Annotated in this window: 14 protein-coding genes and 1 pseudogene; 7 read left to right on the forward strand and 8 right to left on the reverse strand. The window is 73.9% G+C overall.

Annotated features, from left to right (window positions below; genetic code table 11):
- Positions 1–139: 139 nt before the first annotated feature.
- Positions 140–3,469 (reverse strand): type I polyketide synthase, encoded by a 3,330-nt coding sequence (locus EBN88_RS20425; RefSeq protein ID WP_122185365.1) that lies wholly within the window; start codon positions 3,467–3,469, stop codon positions 140–142.
- Between the two features lie 163 nt (positions 3,470–3,632).
- Between EBN88_RS20425 and EBN88_RS20430 the strand changes: the two genes are divergently transcribed.
- From EBN88_RS20430 to EBN88_RS20455, 6 genes are all read left to right on the forward strand, one after another.
- Positions 3,633–4,907, forward strand: a complete 1,275-nt coding sequence (locus EBN88_RS20430) for an aminotransferase-like domain-containing protein (RefSeq protein WP_233580807.1) — start codon at positions 3,633–3,635, stop codon at positions 4,905–4,907.
- A gap of 101 nt (positions 4,908–5,008) precedes the next feature.
- Positions 5,009–5,977, forward strand: a complete 969-nt coding sequence (locus EBN88_RS20435) for a D-alanine--D-alanine ligase family protein (protein WP_122185366.1) — start codon at positions 5,009–5,011, stop codon at positions 5,975–5,977.
- 1,364 nt (positions 5,978–7,341) lie between these two features.
- Positions 7,342–8,547, forward strand: coding sequence for a putative T7SS-secreted protein (locus EBN88_RS20440; protein WP_122185367.1), 1,206 nt, complete (start codon positions 7,342–7,344; stop codon positions 8,545–8,547).
- A gap of 76 nt (positions 8,548–8,623) precedes the next feature.
- Positions 8,624–9,205, forward strand: a complete 582-nt coding sequence (locus EBN88_RS20445; protein ID WP_122185368.1) for a hypothetical protein — start codon at positions 8,624–8,626, stop codon at positions 9,203–9,205.
- A complete protein-coding gene (locus EBN88_RS20450) occupies positions 9,205–9,828 on the forward strand; it encodes a hypothetical protein (protein WP_122185369.1) in 624 nt (207 codons plus the stop codon). Before EBN88_RS20445 ends, EBN88_RS20450 begins: the two co-directional genes overlap by 1 nt.
- Before the next feature lie 50 nt (positions 9,829–9,878).
- Entirely contained in the window at positions 9,879–10,172 is a 294-nt protein-coding gene (locus EBN88_RS20455) for a hypothetical protein (RefSeq protein WP_122185370.1), read from the forward strand.
- 13 nt (positions 10,173–10,185) lie between these two features.
- Here the strand turns inward: EBN88_RS20455 and EBN88_RS20460 are convergent, their stop codons facing one another.
- From EBN88_RS20460 to EBN88_RS20485, 7 genes are all read right to left on the reverse strand, one after another.
- On the reverse strand, positions 10,186–11,172 hold the full coding sequence (locus tag EBN88_RS20460) for a hypothetical protein (RefSeq protein WP_122185371.1): 987 nt from the start codon (positions 11,170–11,172) through the stop codon (positions 10,186–10,188).
- Positions 11,169–12,011, reverse strand: coding sequence for a hypothetical protein (locus EBN88_RS20465; RefSeq protein ID WP_122185372.1), 843 nt, complete (start codon positions 12,009–12,011; stop codon positions 11,169–11,171). Before EBN88_RS20465 ends, EBN88_RS20460 begins: the two co-directional genes overlap by 4 nt.
- Positions 12,008–13,363, reverse strand: a complete 1,356-nt coding sequence (locus EBN88_RS20470; protein WP_122185373.1) for a WXG100 family type VII secretion target — start codon at positions 13,361–13,363, stop codon at positions 12,008–12,010. The genes EBN88_RS20465 and EBN88_RS20470 overlap by 4 nt, the downstream gene beginning before the upstream one ends.
- A 43-nt stretch (positions 13,364–13,406) precedes the next feature.
- Complete coding sequence (locus EBN88_RS20475) at positions 13,407–13,664, reverse strand: hypothetical protein (protein WP_147472779.1); 258 nt, start codon at positions 13,662–13,664, stop codon at positions 13,407–13,409.
- 162 nt (positions 13,665–13,826) lie between these two features.
- The gene (locus EBN88_RS32015) at positions 13,827–14,405 is read right to left on the reverse strand and encodes a CHAT domain-containing protein (protein WP_407703434.1); all 579 of its coding nucleotides are present in this window, start codon (positions 14,403–14,405) and stop codon (positions 13,827–13,829) included.
- Positions 14,360–15,001, reverse strand: a complete 642-nt coding sequence (locus EBN88_RS32750; protein ID WP_407703435.1) for a hypothetical protein — start codon at positions 14,999–15,001, stop codon at positions 14,360–14,362. The genes EBN88_RS32015 and EBN88_RS32750 overlap by 46 nt, the downstream gene beginning before the upstream one ends.
- A gap of 11 nt (positions 15,002–15,012) precedes the next feature.
- Positions 15,013–15,555: a hypothetical protein gene (locus tag EBN88_RS20485; RefSeq protein ID WP_122185376.1), complete on the reverse strand. Its 543-nt coding sequence runs from the start codon at positions 15,553–15,555 to the stop codon at positions 15,013–15,015.
- A 251-nt stretch (positions 15,556–15,806) separates the two neighbouring features.
- Between EBN88_RS20485 and EBN88_RS30670 the strand changes: the two are divergent.
- Positions 15,807–17,913, forward strand: a pseudogene (locus tag EBN88_RS30670) (hypothetical protein); the annotation flags it as partial.

The following is a 17,913-nucleotide window of genomic DNA, read 5'->3' on the forward strand; positions in this document are numbered from 1 at the left end:
GTTCCGCCGCACCCGCGCCGCGCCGCGTCCCGCCGCGCCGGCGCCGCCAAGGCGCCGAGCGGCTCCCGCGCAAACAGACCCGCGCCCCGCGCGAGGTCCGGGGGGAGTACCTCGCGCGGGGCGGATCGTGGGAGTGGTCTCAGCCGGCGGGTACCGGTTCGGGCAGCGACGCGTGGACGAAGGCGGCCAACTCGTCGAAGGTGGGGTGGTCGTAGACAACGGCCGGCGACAGTTCCAGGCCCGTGGCCTGGGTGAGGCGGTTGCGGAGTTCGACGGCCATGATCGACGTGAAGCCGAGGTCGAGCAGCGCGGCGGCCGGGCTGATCTCGTCGGCGGAGTCCGCGCCCATGATGTCGCGGGCCGCGTCGAGGATCAGCGACAGCAGCGCCGCCCGGCGTTCCTCGGGCCCGAGGCCGGCCAGCCGGCCGCCGCCCGCACCGTCCGAACTCCCGTCCCCGGCCTCGTTCCCCTCGCCGTCCGGCCCCGCCTCGGGCAGGGCCACCCGCGCGGCCTCCAGCCGCGCCGCGAGCGCGGTGAGCACGCTACTCAGCGGGGCGTCCGGCGCCACGCCCAGCGCCTCCGCCGCGCCCTCGACGTCGGCGGCGCGCACCGCGCGCCAGAACGCCGGCTGGAGCGCGGCACCCTCCCCCGCCGCCGAGCCGTCGGCGGCCGGGCCCGTGGGCAGCCAGTACGTGCGCCGCTGGAAGGCGTAGGTGGGCAGCGCGACCGGCGGCGTGGCGACCTCGCCGAGCGTGGCCGCGAGGTCGAAGGGAACGCCCGAGACGTGCAGCCTGGCCAGCGCCGTCACCACGCCCACGGCCTCGGGCCGGTCGCGGTGCAGGGTCGGCACCACCTGCGGCGGCGCACCGCCGTCCCTCGCACGGCCGTCCCTCGGGCCTTCGCCCTCGGCCAGGCACTCGCTGACCATGGGCGTCAGCACACTGTCCGGGCCGAGTTCGAGGAACGTGCGGGCGCCCCTGGCGGCGAGCCACTCGACGCCCGCGTGGAAGCGGACCGGTTCCCGCACGTGCCGCACCCAGTAGTCGGCCCCGGTGATCGCGGCGGGCGCCGCGTCCCCGGTCAGGTTGGAGACCAGGGCGAGGGTCGGCGGGTGGTAGGTGAGGGACTCGGCCACCGCGCGGAACTCGTCCAGCATCCCGTCCATGTGGGGCGAGTGGAAGGCGTGGCTGACGCGCAGCCGCTTGGTGCGGCGCCCCTGCCCCCGCCAGTGCGCGGCCATCTCGTCGATGGCCGCCAGGTCGCCCGAGACGACCACGGAGCGCGGGCCGTTGACGGCGGCGACGGAGACCCGTCCGGCGACGGCCTCCAACACGGGCGCCACCTCGTCCTCGGTGGCGTTGACCGCGAGCATGGCGCCGGCGTGGGCGGGCAGCGCCCGCATCAGCCGGCCGCGCGCGGCGACCAGGGCGACCGCGTCGGGCAGGGACCAGACGCCGGCCACATGGGCGGCGGTCAGCTCGCCGATGGAGTGGCCGCCGACCAGCTCGGGCCGGACGCCGAAGCTCTCGAAGAGCCGGAACAGGGCGGTCTCCACGGCGAAGATCCCGGCCTGCGCGTACAGGGTGTCGCGCAGCCCGGCTCGTTCGTCCTCGGAGAAGAGCACCTCGCGCAGGGGCACGGGGAGTTGGGGCGTGAAGTGGTCGCAGACCTCGTCCAGGGCCTTCGCGAACACCGGGTAGGCGTCGTACAACTCCCTTCCCATGCCGGGGCGTTGGGAGCCCTGGCCGGAGAAGAGAACGGCCAGCGGGGTGGCGCCCGAGGCGTTCGGGGAGCCGGTGACGGCCTGGCGGCCCTCGGTGCCGGCGGCGATCCGGGCGAGTCCGTCGAGGAGTTCGGCGCGGTCCCGGCCGACGGCGGCGGCGCGGTGGTCGAAGAGGGTGCGGCCGGTGAGCAGGGTGCGGGCGACGGCCGCCGGGTCGGCGTCGGGGTGCGCGGCCAGGTGGCGGTGCAGCCGGGCGGCCTGGTCCCGGAGAGCGGCGGGGGTGCGGCCCGATACGGGCCAGATGACGGTGCCGGGGTGGGGCGCGGGCGCGGCGACCGGCTCCTCGTTCGGCTCGGTCGCGGGGGCCTCGGCGAGGATGACATGTGCGTTGGTGCCGCTGATGCCGAACGAGGAGACGCCGGCGAGGCGCGGGGTTCCGTCGGGCCGCGCGGGCCAGGGGCGGGCCTCGTTCAGCAGCCGGACGGTGCCGGCCGACCAGTCGACGTGCGGGGTCGGCTCCTCGGCGTGGAGGGTCCTCGGCAGCTGCTCGGCGTGCAGGGCCCGCACCATCTTGATGACGCCGCCGACGCCGGCGGCGGCCTGGGCGTGGCCGATGTTGGACTTCAACGAGCCGAGCCACAGGGGGCGTTCGGGGTCGCGGCGCCCGTAGACGGCCTGGATGGCCTGGACCTCGATGGGGTCGCCGAGCGCGGTGCCGGTGCCGTGTGCCTCGACCACGTCCACGTCGTCGGCGGCGACGCGGGCGTCGGCGAGGGCGTCGACGATGACCTGACGCTGCGCCGAACCGTTGGGCGCGGTCAGGCCGTTGCTGGTGCCGTCCTGGTTGACGGCGCTGCCCAGGACGGTGGCCAGCACGCGGTGCCCGTGGCGGCGGGCGTCGGAGAGCCGTTCCAGCAGCACCATGCCGACGCCCTCGGCCCAGCCGGTGCCGTCCGCGTCAGCGGAGAACGACCGGCAACGGCCGTCGGGCGAGAGGCCGCGCTGCCGGGAGAACTCGACGAAGACGCCCGGCGTCGACATCACGGTGACGCCGCCGGCGAGGGCTTGGACGCACTCGCCGCGCCGCAGCGCCTGGCAGGCGAGGTGCAGGGCGACGAGGGAGGAGGAGCAGGCGGTGTCGACGGTCAGGGCCGGCCCGTGCAGGCCGAAGGTGTAGGCGATGCGCCCGGACGCGATGCTGGGGGCGCTGCCACTGCCGATGTGGCCCTCCAACTCGGGGGGCGCCGGCCGCGGTCGGCTGCCGTAGTCGTTGTACATGACGCCGGTGAAGACGCCGGTCCTGCTGCCGGCGAGGCTCCGGGGGTCGGTGCCGGAACTCTCCACGGCCTCCCAGGCGGCCTCCAGCAGCAGGCGGTGCTGTGGGTCGATCGCGAGGGCCTCGCGCGGGGTGATGCCGAAATGCCCGGCGTCGAAGTCGCCCGCGTCGTGAAGGAAGCCGCCTTCCCTGACATAGCACTTTCCGGTCGCCTCGGGGTCGGGGTCGTAAAGCCCGTCCAGGTCCCAGCCGCGATCGGTGGGGAAATCGGAAATGGCGTCGCGGCCGTTCGCGACGAGTTCCCACAGTTCGGCGGGAGAACGCACACCACCGGGATACGCGCAGCTCATGCCGACGATGGCGATGGGCTCGTGGCCCCTTTCGGCCAGTTCGTCGAGGCGGTCGCGGGTTTCCCGCAATTCGATGGTCGTCCACTTCAGATAGTCGAGCAGCCGCTCTTCCTCGGTCATCCCAGACCCCATCCTGGTGTACGCCACGATCCGGACGGACCGACCCTAGCGAGCGGCACTCAAGACTTTCTTAAATCGCCGTCGCAGCACCCGGATATCGCGTGGGCGGCGTGCGGGGTAGCCTCGGGAGCCCGAGGAGAGACGCCCGCGAGGATGGAGTCGTATGGCCATCGGAGACCGGCACGAGACGGATCTGGACCCCTGGCGCGGGCACTACGCGGAACGGGCGGCGGGGATGGTCGCCTCTGAGGTGCGGGCGCTGTTCGCTGTGGCGTCGCGGCCGGAGATCGTGTCGCTGGCCGGCGGGATGCCCCATGTGGACGGGCTGCCGCTGGAGACGTTGGGCGAGCTGATGGCGGAGCTGACGCGGGAGCGCGGGGGCACCGCGCTCCAGTACGGCTCGGCGCAGGGCGACCCGGGGCTGCGGGAGTCGGTCTGCGGGGTGATGTCCCTGGAGGGCATCGACGCGCACCCGGACGACGTGGTGGTGACGGTCGGCTCGCAGCAGGCACTCGACCTGGTCGCCCGTGTCTTCCTCGATCCGGGCGACACGGTGGTGACCGAGGGGCCCACCTATGTCACGGCGTTGGGCGTGTTCGCGGCCTGTCAGGCGCGGGTCGCGCAGGTGGCGATGGACGAGGAGGGCGTCGATCCGGGCGCGTTGGCGGAGACCTTCGGGCGGCTGGCGGCCGAGGGGCGGCCGGCGAAGCTGTTCTACACGGTGCCGACGTTCCAGAACCCGGCCGGGGTGACGCTCTCCGCCGAGCGGCGCGCGGCGGTGAGCGAGGTGTGCCGGCGGGCCGGGGTGCTGGTGATCGAGGACAACCCGTACGGGCTGCTGCACTACGACCGGGGCGAGCCGATGCGGGCGCTGCGGGCCGACGACCCGACGGGCGTGGTCTATCTGGGTTCGTTCTCCAAGACGTTGGCGCCGGGGCTGCGGGTGGGCTGGGCGCTGGCCCCGGGCCCGGTGCGGGACAAGCTGGTGCTGGCCGCCGAGTCGGCGATGCTCTCGCACTCGGTCTTCTCGCAGCTGGTCGTGGACCGCTATCTGCGGACGCAGCCGTGGGCGGAGCAGCTGAAGGAGTTCCGGGAGTTGTACCGGGAGCGCCGCGACGCGATGCTGAGGTCGCTGGAGGCGCACATGCCTCGGGGCGTGCGCTGGACGTCGCCGGGTGGCGGGTTCTTCGTGTGGGCCTCGCTGCCGGAGGGCCTGGACAGCAAGGCGTTGCTGCCGAGGGCGGTGGGCGCGCGGGTCGCGTACGTTCCGGGCACGGGCTTCTACGCCGACGGGGGTGGGCGTTCGCACATGCGGCTGTCGTTCTGCTATCCGCCGATCGAGCGGATCGAGGAGGGCGTGCAGCGGCTGGCCTCGGTGATCGGCGAGGAGTTGACGCTCCGCGACACGCTGGGGCTGGCGCCCGGCGCCGAGCGGTGAGCGGCGCGACGGGGCCTGTTGAACGTGGCGGGCCTGGTGAACGTTGCGGGCCTGGTGAACGTGGTGGCCCTGGCGGCCCCGGTGGACGTGGTGAGGGAGAGATGAGCGATCTGGAGCGGGTGGTGGTGCTCGCCGGCGGGCTGAGCAACGAGCGTCAGGTGTCGCTGCGTTCGGGCACGCGGGTGAGCGCGGCGCTGCGGGCGGCCGGGGTCGAGGTGGCGGTGTGGGACGTGGACGCTTCCCTGATCGACGAGTTGGCCGCCGATCCCCCGCAGGTGGTCTTCCCGCTGCTGCACGGGGTCGCGGGCGAGGACGGCACCGTCAAGGAGGTCCTCGAACTCCTGGGCGTTCCCTATGTGGGCGCGGCACCCGGGGCGTGCCGGACCGCGTTCGACAAGGCGGTGGCCAAGGAGGTCCTGTCCCGCGCCGGGGTCGCCACGCCGGCCTCGGTGACGCTGCCGAAGGCCGCGTTCCACGACCTGGGGGCGACGGCCGTGATGGCCAGGGTCGTCGAGCGGCTGGGGCTGCCGCTGTTCGTGAAGCCGAGGGCGGGCGGCTCGGCGTTCGGCGTCACGCGGGTGGAGCGGGCGGAGGAGCTGCCGGGCGCGCTGATGACGTGCTTCGGGCACCACGACGAGGCGCTCGTCGAACGGGCCGTCGCCGGAACGGAGATCGCCGTCGCCGTCGCCGACCTCGGCGAGGGGCCGCGTGCGCTGCCGACGGTGGAGATCGCGGCCGACGGAGTCTACGACTACGCGGCCCGCTACACGGCGGGGGCGGTGCGGTTCCACATCCCGGCGCGGGTGCCGGCGGCGGTGGCCGAGGAGGCCGCGCGGGTCGCGGTGCGCGCGCACCAGGCGCTGGGGCTGCGGCACCTGTCGCGCACCGACGCCATCGTCGACGCGGCGGGCGGGGTGTGGGTGCTGGAGACCAACGTGGCGCCGGGGTTGACGGAGACCAGCACGTTTCCCCTGGCCGTGGAGGCGGCGGGCCTCGACTTCGGCCTGTTCTGCCGCGAGTTGGCGGCGAGCGCGGTGCCCTCGGCGCTGGGGGCGCCGGGGGCGCGGTAGGGAGTGTGGGGGTGCCCGGTCTGTCTGCGGGCCGGTGGCCGGTGCGGGGCAGCCCGACTGGTCGTTTGTTGGTCGACGAGGCTCGTTGCGGGGGGTTGGGGTTCTGGCGCGGGCTACGACGCCGGGCCTATGTGGCGCACGATCGGCCGGGTGCGGGTGTAACGAATGCCGGCAGGAGGCTGGCTGGGAAGGGGGGCGTGCTTCCGAGAGGTGGGTTCGTTGCCGTCGGGGTGGTCGGGAGTGGCGACCGTGCCCTACGGGCGCAGGGACCGCGCCGAGTTCGAGGGTCGGTTGGCCGCTGGGGGCGTGCGTGGCGCGCACCGGCTTCGCCGGCCTGCCCCGGCATGTCGCCCGTCTCGGATGTGGCCGATCGTCGGGCGACTGAAGGGGGACGGCCCCCGCCGCTCCACTCCGCCGGCAGGACGGGGCGTTCGGTCAACGACCACGCTGCCGCGCGAACAACGCCTGCCGTCTTGGTAGTCCGCGCGCCGTCGACTCCCGAAGGCGGGCGCGCCGGGGGGTGGGGGGACCTTTTTCTAGGTGCCCGTTTGAAAGTGAACAGATCGTTCAACTCTAGACGGGCACCTAGAGAAAAAGACCCCGACCCCCCTGCCCGGAAGCCGACAAGGCGCGGACTACCCCACCAACAGGCGATGTTCGCGCGGCAGCGTGGTCGTTGACCCGACCCCACCACTCACCGCGCCGCTTGCCGACAACCGCCACCGGCCCCGCGAGACGCCCGACGCTCCGTCATGTCCGAGACGGACCATGTGCCGAGGCAGGCCGGCGAAGCCGGTGCGCGCCACGCACGCCCCCACCGGCCAACCGACCCCCGAACAAGGCGCAGTCCCCGCGCCCAGAGGGCACGGTCGCCATCACCCACCGCCCGTGGCGGCAACGAACCCACCTCCCGGAAGCCGCGCCCCTCTTCCCAGCCAGCCTCCTGCCGGCATTCGTTACGCCCGCACCCGGCCGATCGTGCGCCACGTAGGCCCGGCGTCGTAGCCCGCGCCAGAACCCCAACCCCTCGCAACGAGCCTCGTCGACCAACAAACGACCAGTCGGGCTGCCCCGCACCGGCCACCGGCCCGCAGACAGACCGGGCACCCACCCCCCAGAGGGCGGACGCTCCGCTGAGCAACCGTCGACTCACGTCCCGCGACGAGTGATTCATCTCACACGTCACCTGAGGCGCCTTTGAAAACACCCATCGCATTCGTACGCTTGCGCACTGTGTAACGAGTGCATCGGTGTTCCTGAGGACCCGGTGCCGGAATGTCGCGTTCCTTGGGGGGAATCGTGGGCTTTGGTGTGTCGCCACGCCGTGGCAGGAGCTCGTCCGACGCGACGCGAGGAGGGGTGCGGTGAACTGGCCCGCACCGTCGGTCGAGCCGGACTACGAACAGGCGTCGCAGTACCCGGCGTTGGGGTTCGTGCCCTGTCCTGGGCACACGGACGCCATCGACAGCGTGGCCTCGGAGGTGCGAAGCACCACCACGGCACTGTCCGACATCGTGGCGCTGCTGCGCGGCACCGGCGACGGCCAGTGGCGCGGCCGCTCCGCCGAGGCCTTCCGCGAGCGGTTTGACGACGACTTCAAGCCCAAGGTGGAGGTCATCCACGAGTCGTTCCTGATAACCGCCCGGGCACTGGAGGACTGGGCCGCGTATGTGCCGGGCCAGCAGAGCGCCGCCCGCGCGTTGGAGGAACGAGCCCAGGAGCTGAAGTCACAGCTCGACGCCCTGCCGCCGCCGGCCTCCTTCGAGGACCTGGCCCAGGACCTCGCGACGGAGGACGAGGAGGCGGCGGAGGAGGCGGCCGCCAACCGTCGCCAGGTGGAACAGGACCGCCAGCGGCTCCAGTCCTCGTATGACGAGGTGAGACGCAAGGCCGAGGCCCTGCGCGACAGCTTCGTCGAGTACGGCGAGTCCATCGCGGACCGCATCGGTCGGGCGATGGACCTGGCCCCGAACGAGCCCGGCATGTTCGCCCGCATCGGCAACGCCCTGGTCGACGCGGCCAACTGGGTCGCCGATCGGATCGGCGACATCGCCGCGGGCCTGGCCGAATGGATCGTCGAGAACGCCCAGCGCATCGCGGCCATCGGTGACGTGCTGGCCGTAGCGAGCACCTACATCGGCCTGCTCGCCTTTGGCTTCGCGGTGTTCGTGGGGGGTGGTGCCCTTGCCACCGCCGCCCTCGCCGGGGTGTCCGCTGGGTTCGCGGGCGCCGCGCTGGTGTGTCACGGGGCAGCGAGGCTCGCCGGTGCGGACGTATCCCTGCGAAGCATCGGGCAGGACGCACTGGGCGCCATCCCGGTGGTTGGCGTCTTCGCCCGAGCGGGCGGCACGATCGGACGCGCCGCCCATGCGGTCAGCAAGAGTGACATCAGCACTGGCCTGGGCAACGTCTCTCTCACCGACAGCATCGTAGGGCTGGTTGGGGACTCGTCGGCTCTCAACCATTTCGTACCGCGCAACCCCAGGCAGTGGGGAGAGATGGCGTTGACAGGCGGCTGGCTGCTGGTCTCCTTCGAGAACGCCTGGCGGTCCGGTGGTGAGGACAGCTGACCCGCCCAACTGACCGGTTTCTGGGCAGGAGTGACGCCCTTTCCCGCGCCGCCAGACAACTCAGACGGGAGCATGGGTGAAAGACCATCAGATTATCGCGCTCTTCGAAGGGTCGCCCCCCGAGGTCGAGGTGGTGATCCGGACGCGCGCTACCAACCTCTTGGCCATCGCCCACGAATTCGGTTACGTGATCAGTGCGCACCGCATCTACCCACAGACCGGAATTCTGCGGTTCGTCTTCGCCCGGGACGACAGCGAGATGGCGCGGCGGCGCGCGGCCTGGGCGCACTACCACTACCGCATCAACGGCGCCTGGTGGGCGACGTCCAATCCGGGGCCGTCGTTGACCGCGATCTCACCGATGCAGGCCGGCGAGGCGCGGTACGGGCTCTATCTACAGGAACAACGACCACACAGCTGGTACCAGTGGCGAGCCGCCGGCGTCGCCGGGGCGGCTGCCGTGCTGGGCATCGTCCAGCTCTTCAGCTCCCCGCTGGGTGCCATCATCTGTCTGGCGATCGCCCTGTTCTTCGTCTCGTTCATGATCTGGGGGCCGCGCTGGCGAGCACGCAAGGAGGCCGAGTACCGCAGGACACTGGAGGACTTCGAACGGCAACGGGTCTTCTGGAGCTACGACCAACAGGGGGGAGGCGGCTGATGTATGTCGCTTTCGACGTGCCCGAGCACTTTCAGCATCCGCCGATCGGGATGAGTCCGGAGGAGAGCCACGCGTTCGCCGCCGAGAGCGCCCGTGCGTTGGCGGTTGGCGATCCGGACATCGAACGGCGCGTTCTCCGGGAGGTGCACGGCGGTTCGCAGGCACTGGCCCGGGCGGGGGCCCTCTTCGCGGGCGCCGTCACGGGGCTGATGGACGGTGAACTCTCGTTGGCCACGCTGATGGTCACCGCCACGGAGTTCCCCTACGGGAACAGCGCGAAGGTCGCGGCCGAGGGGACCCTCCAGTCGTTGGTGGCCTCCCGGGGCCAGACGTGGAGCGGCGACGTGTACCCGCTGCCGTGTGGCCAGCCCGCCGCCGTGGTGACCGGGCCGCGCGTGTACCGGATGCCCCGACTGGAGCCCACGGACGTGCCGTTCGCGGAGATCCAGGCGTTCGTGCCAGTGCCCGACGGCCCCTCCCCCGTGCGGGAGCAGCACATGCTGACGGTGACCTTCGCCACCCCGGCCGTTCGGCACTGGGAGCGGTACATGCCAACCGTGGTGCGGCTGTTGCGCGGCATCACCTTCGCCCACCGGCCCGCCTCCGCGCCGGCGTCCTCCTGAGGGCCCGTTCCCCCGGCCACCGAATCCGCATACGGCCTACCGGAGTTCGCATGAGCGACAGCGATCTGTATCTCGACTACGACCAGCTCAGCACCAACCGCGACAACATCCGTGCCATTGCGCAGCTCCTGGAGGGCCCCTGCCGTTCGATGGCTCAGGTCAACGGCTCCGACATGGGCGTGCACCGGCTGGAGCGGCGCATGGACGACTTCGGCGACGAGTGGGAGTACGGCATCGGGAAGTTGGCCGAGTTCTCCGACGCGGCGGCCACCGTCCTGGACGAGGTGTTGAACGGCTTCCGTGAGATAGACGAGGAGCTGGCCCGCGCCTTTCCCGAGGGCTGACGGGCGCGCCGGCCTACGGCGCCCCGCGCAGCGAGGTGACCAGGAGGGCGAACAGCACGATGCCGGTCAGCGTGAGCGTGCCGGAGCCGACGTAGCGCCAGTACCAGCGGCGCAGCGGGGAGGCGTCGGCGGGCAGGGCGCGCAGCGTCTCCGCCGGGGACGCGGCGAACGCCGCGCCGAGGCGACGCCACAGCGGACCGCCGAAGATCAGCCACAGGCGTTGGGTGTGGAACGCGGGATGCCGCCACGGCGGCACCCCGGCCGCCGCCAGCCGCGCCCGGCGGTAGGCCAACTCGGCGCGCCACGCCCGGCGTTGGGTGCGGGTCACGCGGCGCGGCGTCAGGAACGCGCGCAGCGCGCAGATCCGCAGCGCCGGCGCCCAGCCGGCCAGCAGCACCGCGCCGGGCAGCAGCATCGGCCACAGCCAGGGCTCCGCCAGCATCCCGGCCGCGACGCCCGCCACCACCAGGGTCTCGGCCACCACCAGCGCGAACGCGCCCAGCGCCCAGGCCAGTTGGCGGCCGAGGTTGCGGAAAGCGGCCGAACCGTCGGCGCCGTCGACGAAGCCGGCCGCCGCGTCGGCGGCGCGCACCGCGCCGTAGACCTCGCGCACGGCCGCCCACTCCTCCTCGGCGCCGCCGGTGGCCGTCGGCGGCAGGGCGTAGAGCGCGTCCCACGCCTCGTCCCGCCGACGCGTCGCCGCGCGGTGCGCGGCGGCGACCGGGCCGTGGTGCGCGGTCAACGGCCGCAGCACCCGCCATGTCCAGCGGCCCGCGACCACGGCCAGCGGCAGCCCCGGCAGCAGCAGCCACCACAGGTGCTCGGGGTCGGCGAGCGGCAGGACCAGCGCGAGAACGGCGACCGCCGCCGCGCCGATGGTCGCCGCGACGCCCGCCAGCACCCGGCCGGCCGGCACCTCGTTCACATGGCGGGCCTCCAGTTCGACCAACTCCGCTACGGCGCCTCGCAGTTGGGTCAACAGCCGGTCGTGGGTGCTCACCGCGCCCCGTCCCCGTCGGCGCGGGGCGGCGGCACGGGCGCGTCGGAGGCGTTCGTCCCCGTCGGGCGGTCGAGCGTCGCCCGGTCGGCCGTGGCCCGGTCGGCCGTTGCCTGGGCGGCCGTCGCCCGGGCGGTGTCGAACGCCAGGGTGCGGCCGATGCGCGCCAGGTGGCCGCCGAAGAGTTCCAGGTGGTCCAGGGTCGGCGTGAACAGCGAGACATAGAGGGTGTAGCCCCGGGGCGCGGGGACGACCAGCTGCATCGCGGCCACGCCCAGCGTCAACCCGAGGCCCGGCTCGGAGCCGGGGATCTTCAGGGAGCGCAGCGAGGTGAGGGAGACGCCGGGCCCGCAGGGCAGGCGGGTGGCGAGGAGGGTGTCCTGCGGGCCCTGGACGCCCTTGGCCAACGGGGTGTCGATCTCGGCCAACGCGTCCTGCGGCAGGTCGTCGAAGAGCCCGGCCCGGTTGGCGCGGAAGATGGCCTCCGCGATCACCAGGTCGCTCTCGTGGGCGGTCCACTCGACGGAGAACGTCAGGACGCCGACGACGAGTTGCTCCTCGCGGTGCCCGACGCACAGCGCGGTGCGCACGGTGTTGCGTGGCACGAAGCGGTCCATGACCTCGCGCATCGACTCGGCCGCCGCCGTCAGGTCCTCCTCGTCGCTGGCGGGCAGCAGCTCGCGCAGCGCTGCGCGCCAGGCGTCGGGGGCGTCGTTCTCGGGGAGGGAGACGAAGTCCTCGGAGACCTCGCAGGTGAAGTCGTAGTCGAACGGCTGGGCCTGGTCCGGGGCTGGGGCGGGATTCCGGCCGGGGCCCGGGGCGCCTCCGGCGGGGGCGGTCATGCGGCCGTCCCGAGGTCGCTCTGGCTGAGGCCGTTGACGAACGCGCCGCTCGCGGCGGTCAGGCGCTCGGTGGCGTTGACGGTCGGGGGCGCGGGCTGGGAGGCGGCGGCGGCCCGCGCGTTGTCCCGTTCCCGCGCCTCGATGAAGTCGTTGATGGGCCCCACGAACGGCACGCTCCAGTTCCGGTAGAGGTCGGTGCCGGCGGCGGCGTTGCCCGCGACGGCGCCGCCCCAGTTCATCGCCTGACCGGCGGCGATCACCTGGTAGCCGCGCATGGTCATGCCGACGCCACGGAAGTACTCGCCGATGCCCCAGACGCGGCCGGCGCCGCCGAGGATCGACCAGTTCCACGGGGTGACCGCCTGCCGCAGGCTGCCCAGGCTGAAGAACCGGCCCCAGCCGGAGGCGCGCATCCCCTGCCCGGCGGCCACGGTCGCCCGGCCCGCGTTGACCACCCGGCCGGCGTAGATCCCCAGGGCGCCGCCGGCCACGCCGATGGCGTCGCAGATGATGGTGTCCCAACCGACGTCCGCGCCACCGATCTTGGCCGCCACGTGGAAGCCGAGCGCCAGCGCTGAGGCGCCCAGCGCGATCCAGGCGAGCGGGCCGAGCGGCGTGAAGCACATGACGATCAGGCAGACGACGCCGAGCACCATCGCCACGTTGGAGAAGAAGTCGCCGATCGCCTTGAGGGTGTCGGGGTCGGTGAGCGCCCGTCCGACCTCGACGAAGAAGTCGCCGATGCCCTCGAACGCGCCGACCACCGAGTCCCACAGACCCGGCTCGGGCGGCGCGGCGTCGGCGGCGTTGCGCAGCTGGCGGGCGGTGTCGTCGGCGTGGGAGGTGTACTCCAGGTTCAACGTCCGAGCCCGCTCGCGGATGTCCGCCAGCGCGGCGTTGGCGCGGTCGAGCCGGCCGCGTTCGGTCTCGGCCTCCTCGTCGTGCCGCTCCCGTTCCTCGTCGGTCATGTCGGAGGTGTCGGTGGGCAGCGCGTCCACGCTGGCCTGGGCGGCGCTGACGGAGGCGGCGGCGCTGGCGGCCTCCTCCTCCAGGGCGCGAGCCCGCGACTGGAGGGTGTCGAGCTGGGTGACCCAGGTGGACAGCGCGCGGCTGGCGGTGTCCAACGCGTTGACGGCGCGCTCCAGATAGGGCGGGACCTCGGAGAACGCGTCCGAGAACGCGTCGGCCGCCCGCCCCACCCACACGCCGCTGTCGGTGTTGATCGACAGCAGCGTGCCGTGGGTGAGGGAACTCGCCGTGGTGATCTGACGCATGGTCTCCGCGACGCGCTCGGCGGCGGAGACGTCACCGGGGCACGGGTCGAACCCCAGATGGGGGAAGTCGTCGCTCATTCTGTTGACTCCCGGGTCACGGTTCCTTGAGTGGGTGTCGGGCTCAGCCCTGGTTGGCGTTTCTGATGGTGGCCTCCAGCTCCTCGTCGGTCGCGGTGAGCGTGTCCGCCGCGTTGTTGGCCACGTCGCCTATGCCGCTGGTCAGGTCGGAGAGCTGGCCGAAGCCGTAGTCCCAGGAGTCGGCGAAGTCCTCGCAGCGCGAGGTGAGTTCGGAGGTGCCGAGGCGGCTGGCGTCGGTGCCGGCCAGTTCCCTGGCCGCGTTCCGCATGTCGTCGCCGCTGCTCACGAGTCGCCTCGCCATCTCCCTGACATCGTCTTCCAGAAACCGGAGAAAGGACACCGTTCCTCCACGCAGCGTGGTCGCCGGGGTTGGGAGCGTCGGCATGGTAGCAGCCGGGGCGACGGGAACGCCCCGGTCGGGCGAGGGGCGCGCGTCAACGGGCGGGCGCCGGGCGCGGGCGCGTCAACGGGCGGGCGCCGGGCGCGGGTTGCCCTGGTGGGTGAACGCGGCCCACAGGTGCGGGTGGTGCGGGTCGGGGCGGCCGGCCTCGCGGCGGAGCGGGCCGGGGAGAGTGGGCGGCGGCTCGCGGTGCGGGTCGAGCATCCACAGCTGGGCGGCGCGCAGCGCGTCGGGCGGGGCGCGGCCGCTGGCGGTGAGGTGGTGGTGGAAGACGGCCATCAGCACGGCCGTCGCGCCGTCCACCACCGCCCAGCGGGAGCCGACGACATCGGCCGCGCCGCAGGCGACCAGGGCGGTGGCGAGCGTCAACGCCTCGTCGTGGCGGCGGGTACTGAGGTCGGTCTCGCAGGCGCTGAGCACGACCAGGGGGCCGGCGTCGGCCTCGCCCGGGGCGTCGGCGGGGCCGCCGGCGACGGCGTCCAGGATCTCGGAGACCGTGAGCCGGCCGGCGTCCGGTGGCGCGCCCGGCGGTTGGGCCAGCCGCAGCGCGGACGCGGTGGGGCGGGGCGCGGCCAGGGCGTGACAGGCCAGATGGATCAGCTGGGCCGGGTTCGCGCCGCCGGGTAGGGCGGCGAGCAGCACCTGCCGCCCGGCGGCGGGGGGCGCGCGCCGGCGCGCTGCGGCGGCCAGGAACTGGGTGCCCGACGGCGCGTAGCTGAACACGGCCAGCTCGCAGGGGTAACGGGACGGCGTTTCGCCGCCTCGGCGAGGTTCCGGAGCGCCGACTCGGACACCACCCGCACGTCGCCGGTGACCAGCAGCGCGGGGCCCGCACCCCGGAGCGCGGACCTGGCCCAGGGCACCAACAGGAGGACCAGCGCCATCCGGGCCTCCACCACGTACGGAAGCTCCAGCGGCCCCTCGGCGTCGGCCCAGCGCAGGCGGCGGAGCGCCTGCGCCCGGTCCTCCGGGGCCGCGTCGGCGCCCGCGCCGAGGCAGCGCACGCCGAGCGCGATGCCCAGGCACACGGACACCAGGTTGCTGTTCTCGCCGTGACGAGACAACTCCGCTTCGACGGCGGTCAGTTGGTCGATGGCCGGCGCCAGCGACTCGGGCGGCGGCCAGCCCTCGTTGTCGGTCCCGCCCAACGCCCGGCGGGCCTCCTCCACGGCTGCGGCCACCCGCGCCTGCCGTTCGTTGGCGTCACTGGCGCCGCGCGCCGTCGGCTCGTCCGTCATGGGATCGGTCCTCACGCGTGCGGGTCGAGGTGGAGGTCGCGGCGCATCGCCGTGCGGAGGGTGGGGAGGGTGGTCTCCCACAGGTCGGTGATGCGGGCCTGGGCGCTGGCCGGGGTCTCGTCGGGGGCGGCCGTGGCGGTGGTGAGGCGCATCAGGACGCCGTAGGTGGCGTTGAGGGTGTGGTTGACCTCCTGCGCCGCGGCCAGGACGGGGGCGGGGGCGATGAGTTGGATCTCCGCGTAGCAGTCGGCGTGGGTGGCGCGGGCGCGGCGCAGGTCCTCGGTGGTGCGGCGCAGGTCCTCGGTGGTGCGGGCGGCGCCGCCCTCGCCGCGCAGCGCGTGCAACTGGTCGGTGAGGGCGGCGACATAGCGGCGGGCGGCGGTGTTGAGCGCGGTGTAGGTCGCGCGGTTGGACTCGGTGGAGCTGCGGCGTTCGAGCCGGTTGAGTTCCTCCGACAGGGAACGGTGGGCCTGCCGCTGGGCCAACAGCGCCGAGATCAGGGTCCCCAGCACGGCGACCACCGTGATCAACAGCGATTCGGTTGTCGCGTTCACGGTTGGTCACCCTCCGTTGTCAGTGGCGTCTGCTTTGCTGTCTCCCAGTCAACAGCCGGTTCCCGGGCGTGAGTGGCGGCGCAACTGGTCGTTGGTTGGGCGATTTTCCTCCGATCCCGGTGCGGGGCGGGTGGGCGCGGTCGGAAGTGGCCAGGATGAGACGGGAAGCGGGACCGGGAAGCGGGACCGGGAAGCGGGACCGGGACGGGACGGGAAGCGGGTCGCGACCAGCGGGAGGGGAGGGACGGCGGATGGACGCCGAGGTGGAGCGGGCCCTGGAGGCGGCGGACCGGTTGCTGCCCGCGATGGGTGCGGGCGAGGGGGCGGGTGCGGGCCCGGGCGAGGGGGCGGGCCCGCGCCCCGACCTCGACGGGACGGTGGCGGAGTTGGCGCGCGCCGAGCGGGAGTTGGGCGGCGGCGACGCGCCCGGGGCGGCGCTGCTGTGGGCGCGGCTGGGCGGCCTGTACGGCAAGCGGTATCTGACGGGCGTCGGCACGGACGCGGACCGGGCGGAGGGGATACGGCTGCTGCGCGCGGCCCGCGCGGTGGCCGGGCCAGGGGCGCTGGGCGAACGGGAGCGGGTGCGGGCGGCGTTGGTGCTGACGACGCTGCTGCTGCCGATGCCGCAGCCGGACGCCGGGGGCTGGATGCCGGCAGCGGAGCGGATCATCGCGTGGGGCCTGCGTGCCGAAGGGCGCACGCCCCAACTCCTCGCCGATGCGGCCGAGGCGGAGGCGCTGCTCCGCGAGCTGGAGGTGGCCCGGCTGCCCGAGCCGCTGTCGGCCGAGGCGGGGCGGCTGCGTTCGACGCTCGCACTGATGCGGACGCTGCTCGGCGCCGGCGACATGCCGGGGATGGTCGATCTGGGAGATCGGCTACTCCGTGAGCGGCCCGAGCTGACCGCGGGGCGCGGGCTGCTCCAGGGGATGCTGGGCATGATGCGCGGCCTGCCGGCCCTGGCCCAGGCCCCGGCCCTGGAGCCGGAGCCGGAGCCGAAGCCGCCGACGACGGAGCCGGATGAGCCCGATCCGACGCACGTGGCGGCGCTCGCGCTGGTCGCCGAGATCACCTCGCCCGGCGTGGTGGGGACCGCGCGGCTGCGCGAGTTGGTCGAGACGCTGCGCCCGGCGGCCTGGGGCAGCGGCGACCCGGCGCGGGACGCCCTTGACCTGGGCCTGAGCGCGATGGGCGACGCGATGCTCGCGCTGCGCACGGGCGAGACCGACCGTGTCGACCGCGCCTACGCCGAGCTGCGGCGGGCCGCCGCCCAGCTTCCGCCCGACCACGAGGCGGCCACGACGCTGGCGGCCATGCTCGGCGTGATCCCCTCGGTCGCGACGATCACCCGGGGGAACCTCAGGGACGAGGAGGAAACGGCCCGCGTGCTGGGCGCGTTGACCCCCGGGCCGCTGCGGGACGTCGCGGCGCTGTCGGGCCCGGCGGACGCCCGCCGGCTGACCGTGCTGTCGCGGTCCCTGGTCATCGGGCTGCGGCTGCGGAGGCTGTGGGGCGAGTCGGACGCGCCGGGTGCGCCGGGCGGACGGGGCGACCGGGGCGCGGCTGGCGGGCCGGGAGGGAACGGCGGGCCGGACGAGGCCGCGATCGTCGACGAGTGCCTCGCGGAGCTGCGCGCTCTGCTCGCGCGGGTGGACCGGCGCGATCCGGTGTATCCGCAGGTCGCGGCCCAGCTGATCCTCGCCCACGCGCTGCGGGCCCAGCTGCGGAGCAGCGTGAGGGACCTGCGCGCGGCGCTGCGCCTGGTCGAGGAGGTCAGAGCCGACGAGGCCACCCTCCCCGTCGTGCGGCAACTGCTCGACTCGGGTTGGCCGTTGATCCTGGCCAGCAGCTCGACGCTGGAGCGCGACCCCGACCGCATCCTCCAGGCCGTGGCGGCCAGCCGGGCCGCGCTGGACTCGGTCGAGTCGGGTGTCGTCAACCAACGGGCCATGACCCTGCGGAACATCGCCGAGGCGCTGCTGACGCACCACAGGCTGACCGGCGACCGGCGGTCGTTGGACGAGGCGGTCACGGAGAGCCGGCGGGCACGGGCCGCGCTGGTCGCACGCGTGGACGGCGAGGGCGCGCGGGACGTGCTGTGGACACTGGCCCGGGCCCACGCGCTCCGCGCCGACCGGGGGTTGGGGGATCTGCGGATCGCGGCCGAGGCCGGGCGGCTGGCGCTGCGCGTGGTGAGCGACGACGTCCTGATGCAGGCGGGCGCCGAACACGGTCTGGAGACGGCGCGGCGCGGCGCCGACTGGGCGTTGCGCGTGGCGGGCTGGGCGCTGGCGGCGGGCGACGCGGCGGGCGCGGTGCGGAGCCTGGAGGTCGGCCGGGCGCTGGTGCTGCGGGCCGCCG

The sequence above is a fragment of the Streptomyces triticirhizae genome (assembly GCF_003696235.1).
Lineage (GTDB): Bacteria > Actinomycetota > Actinomycetes > Streptomycetales > Streptomycetaceae > Streptomyces > Streptomyces triticirhizae.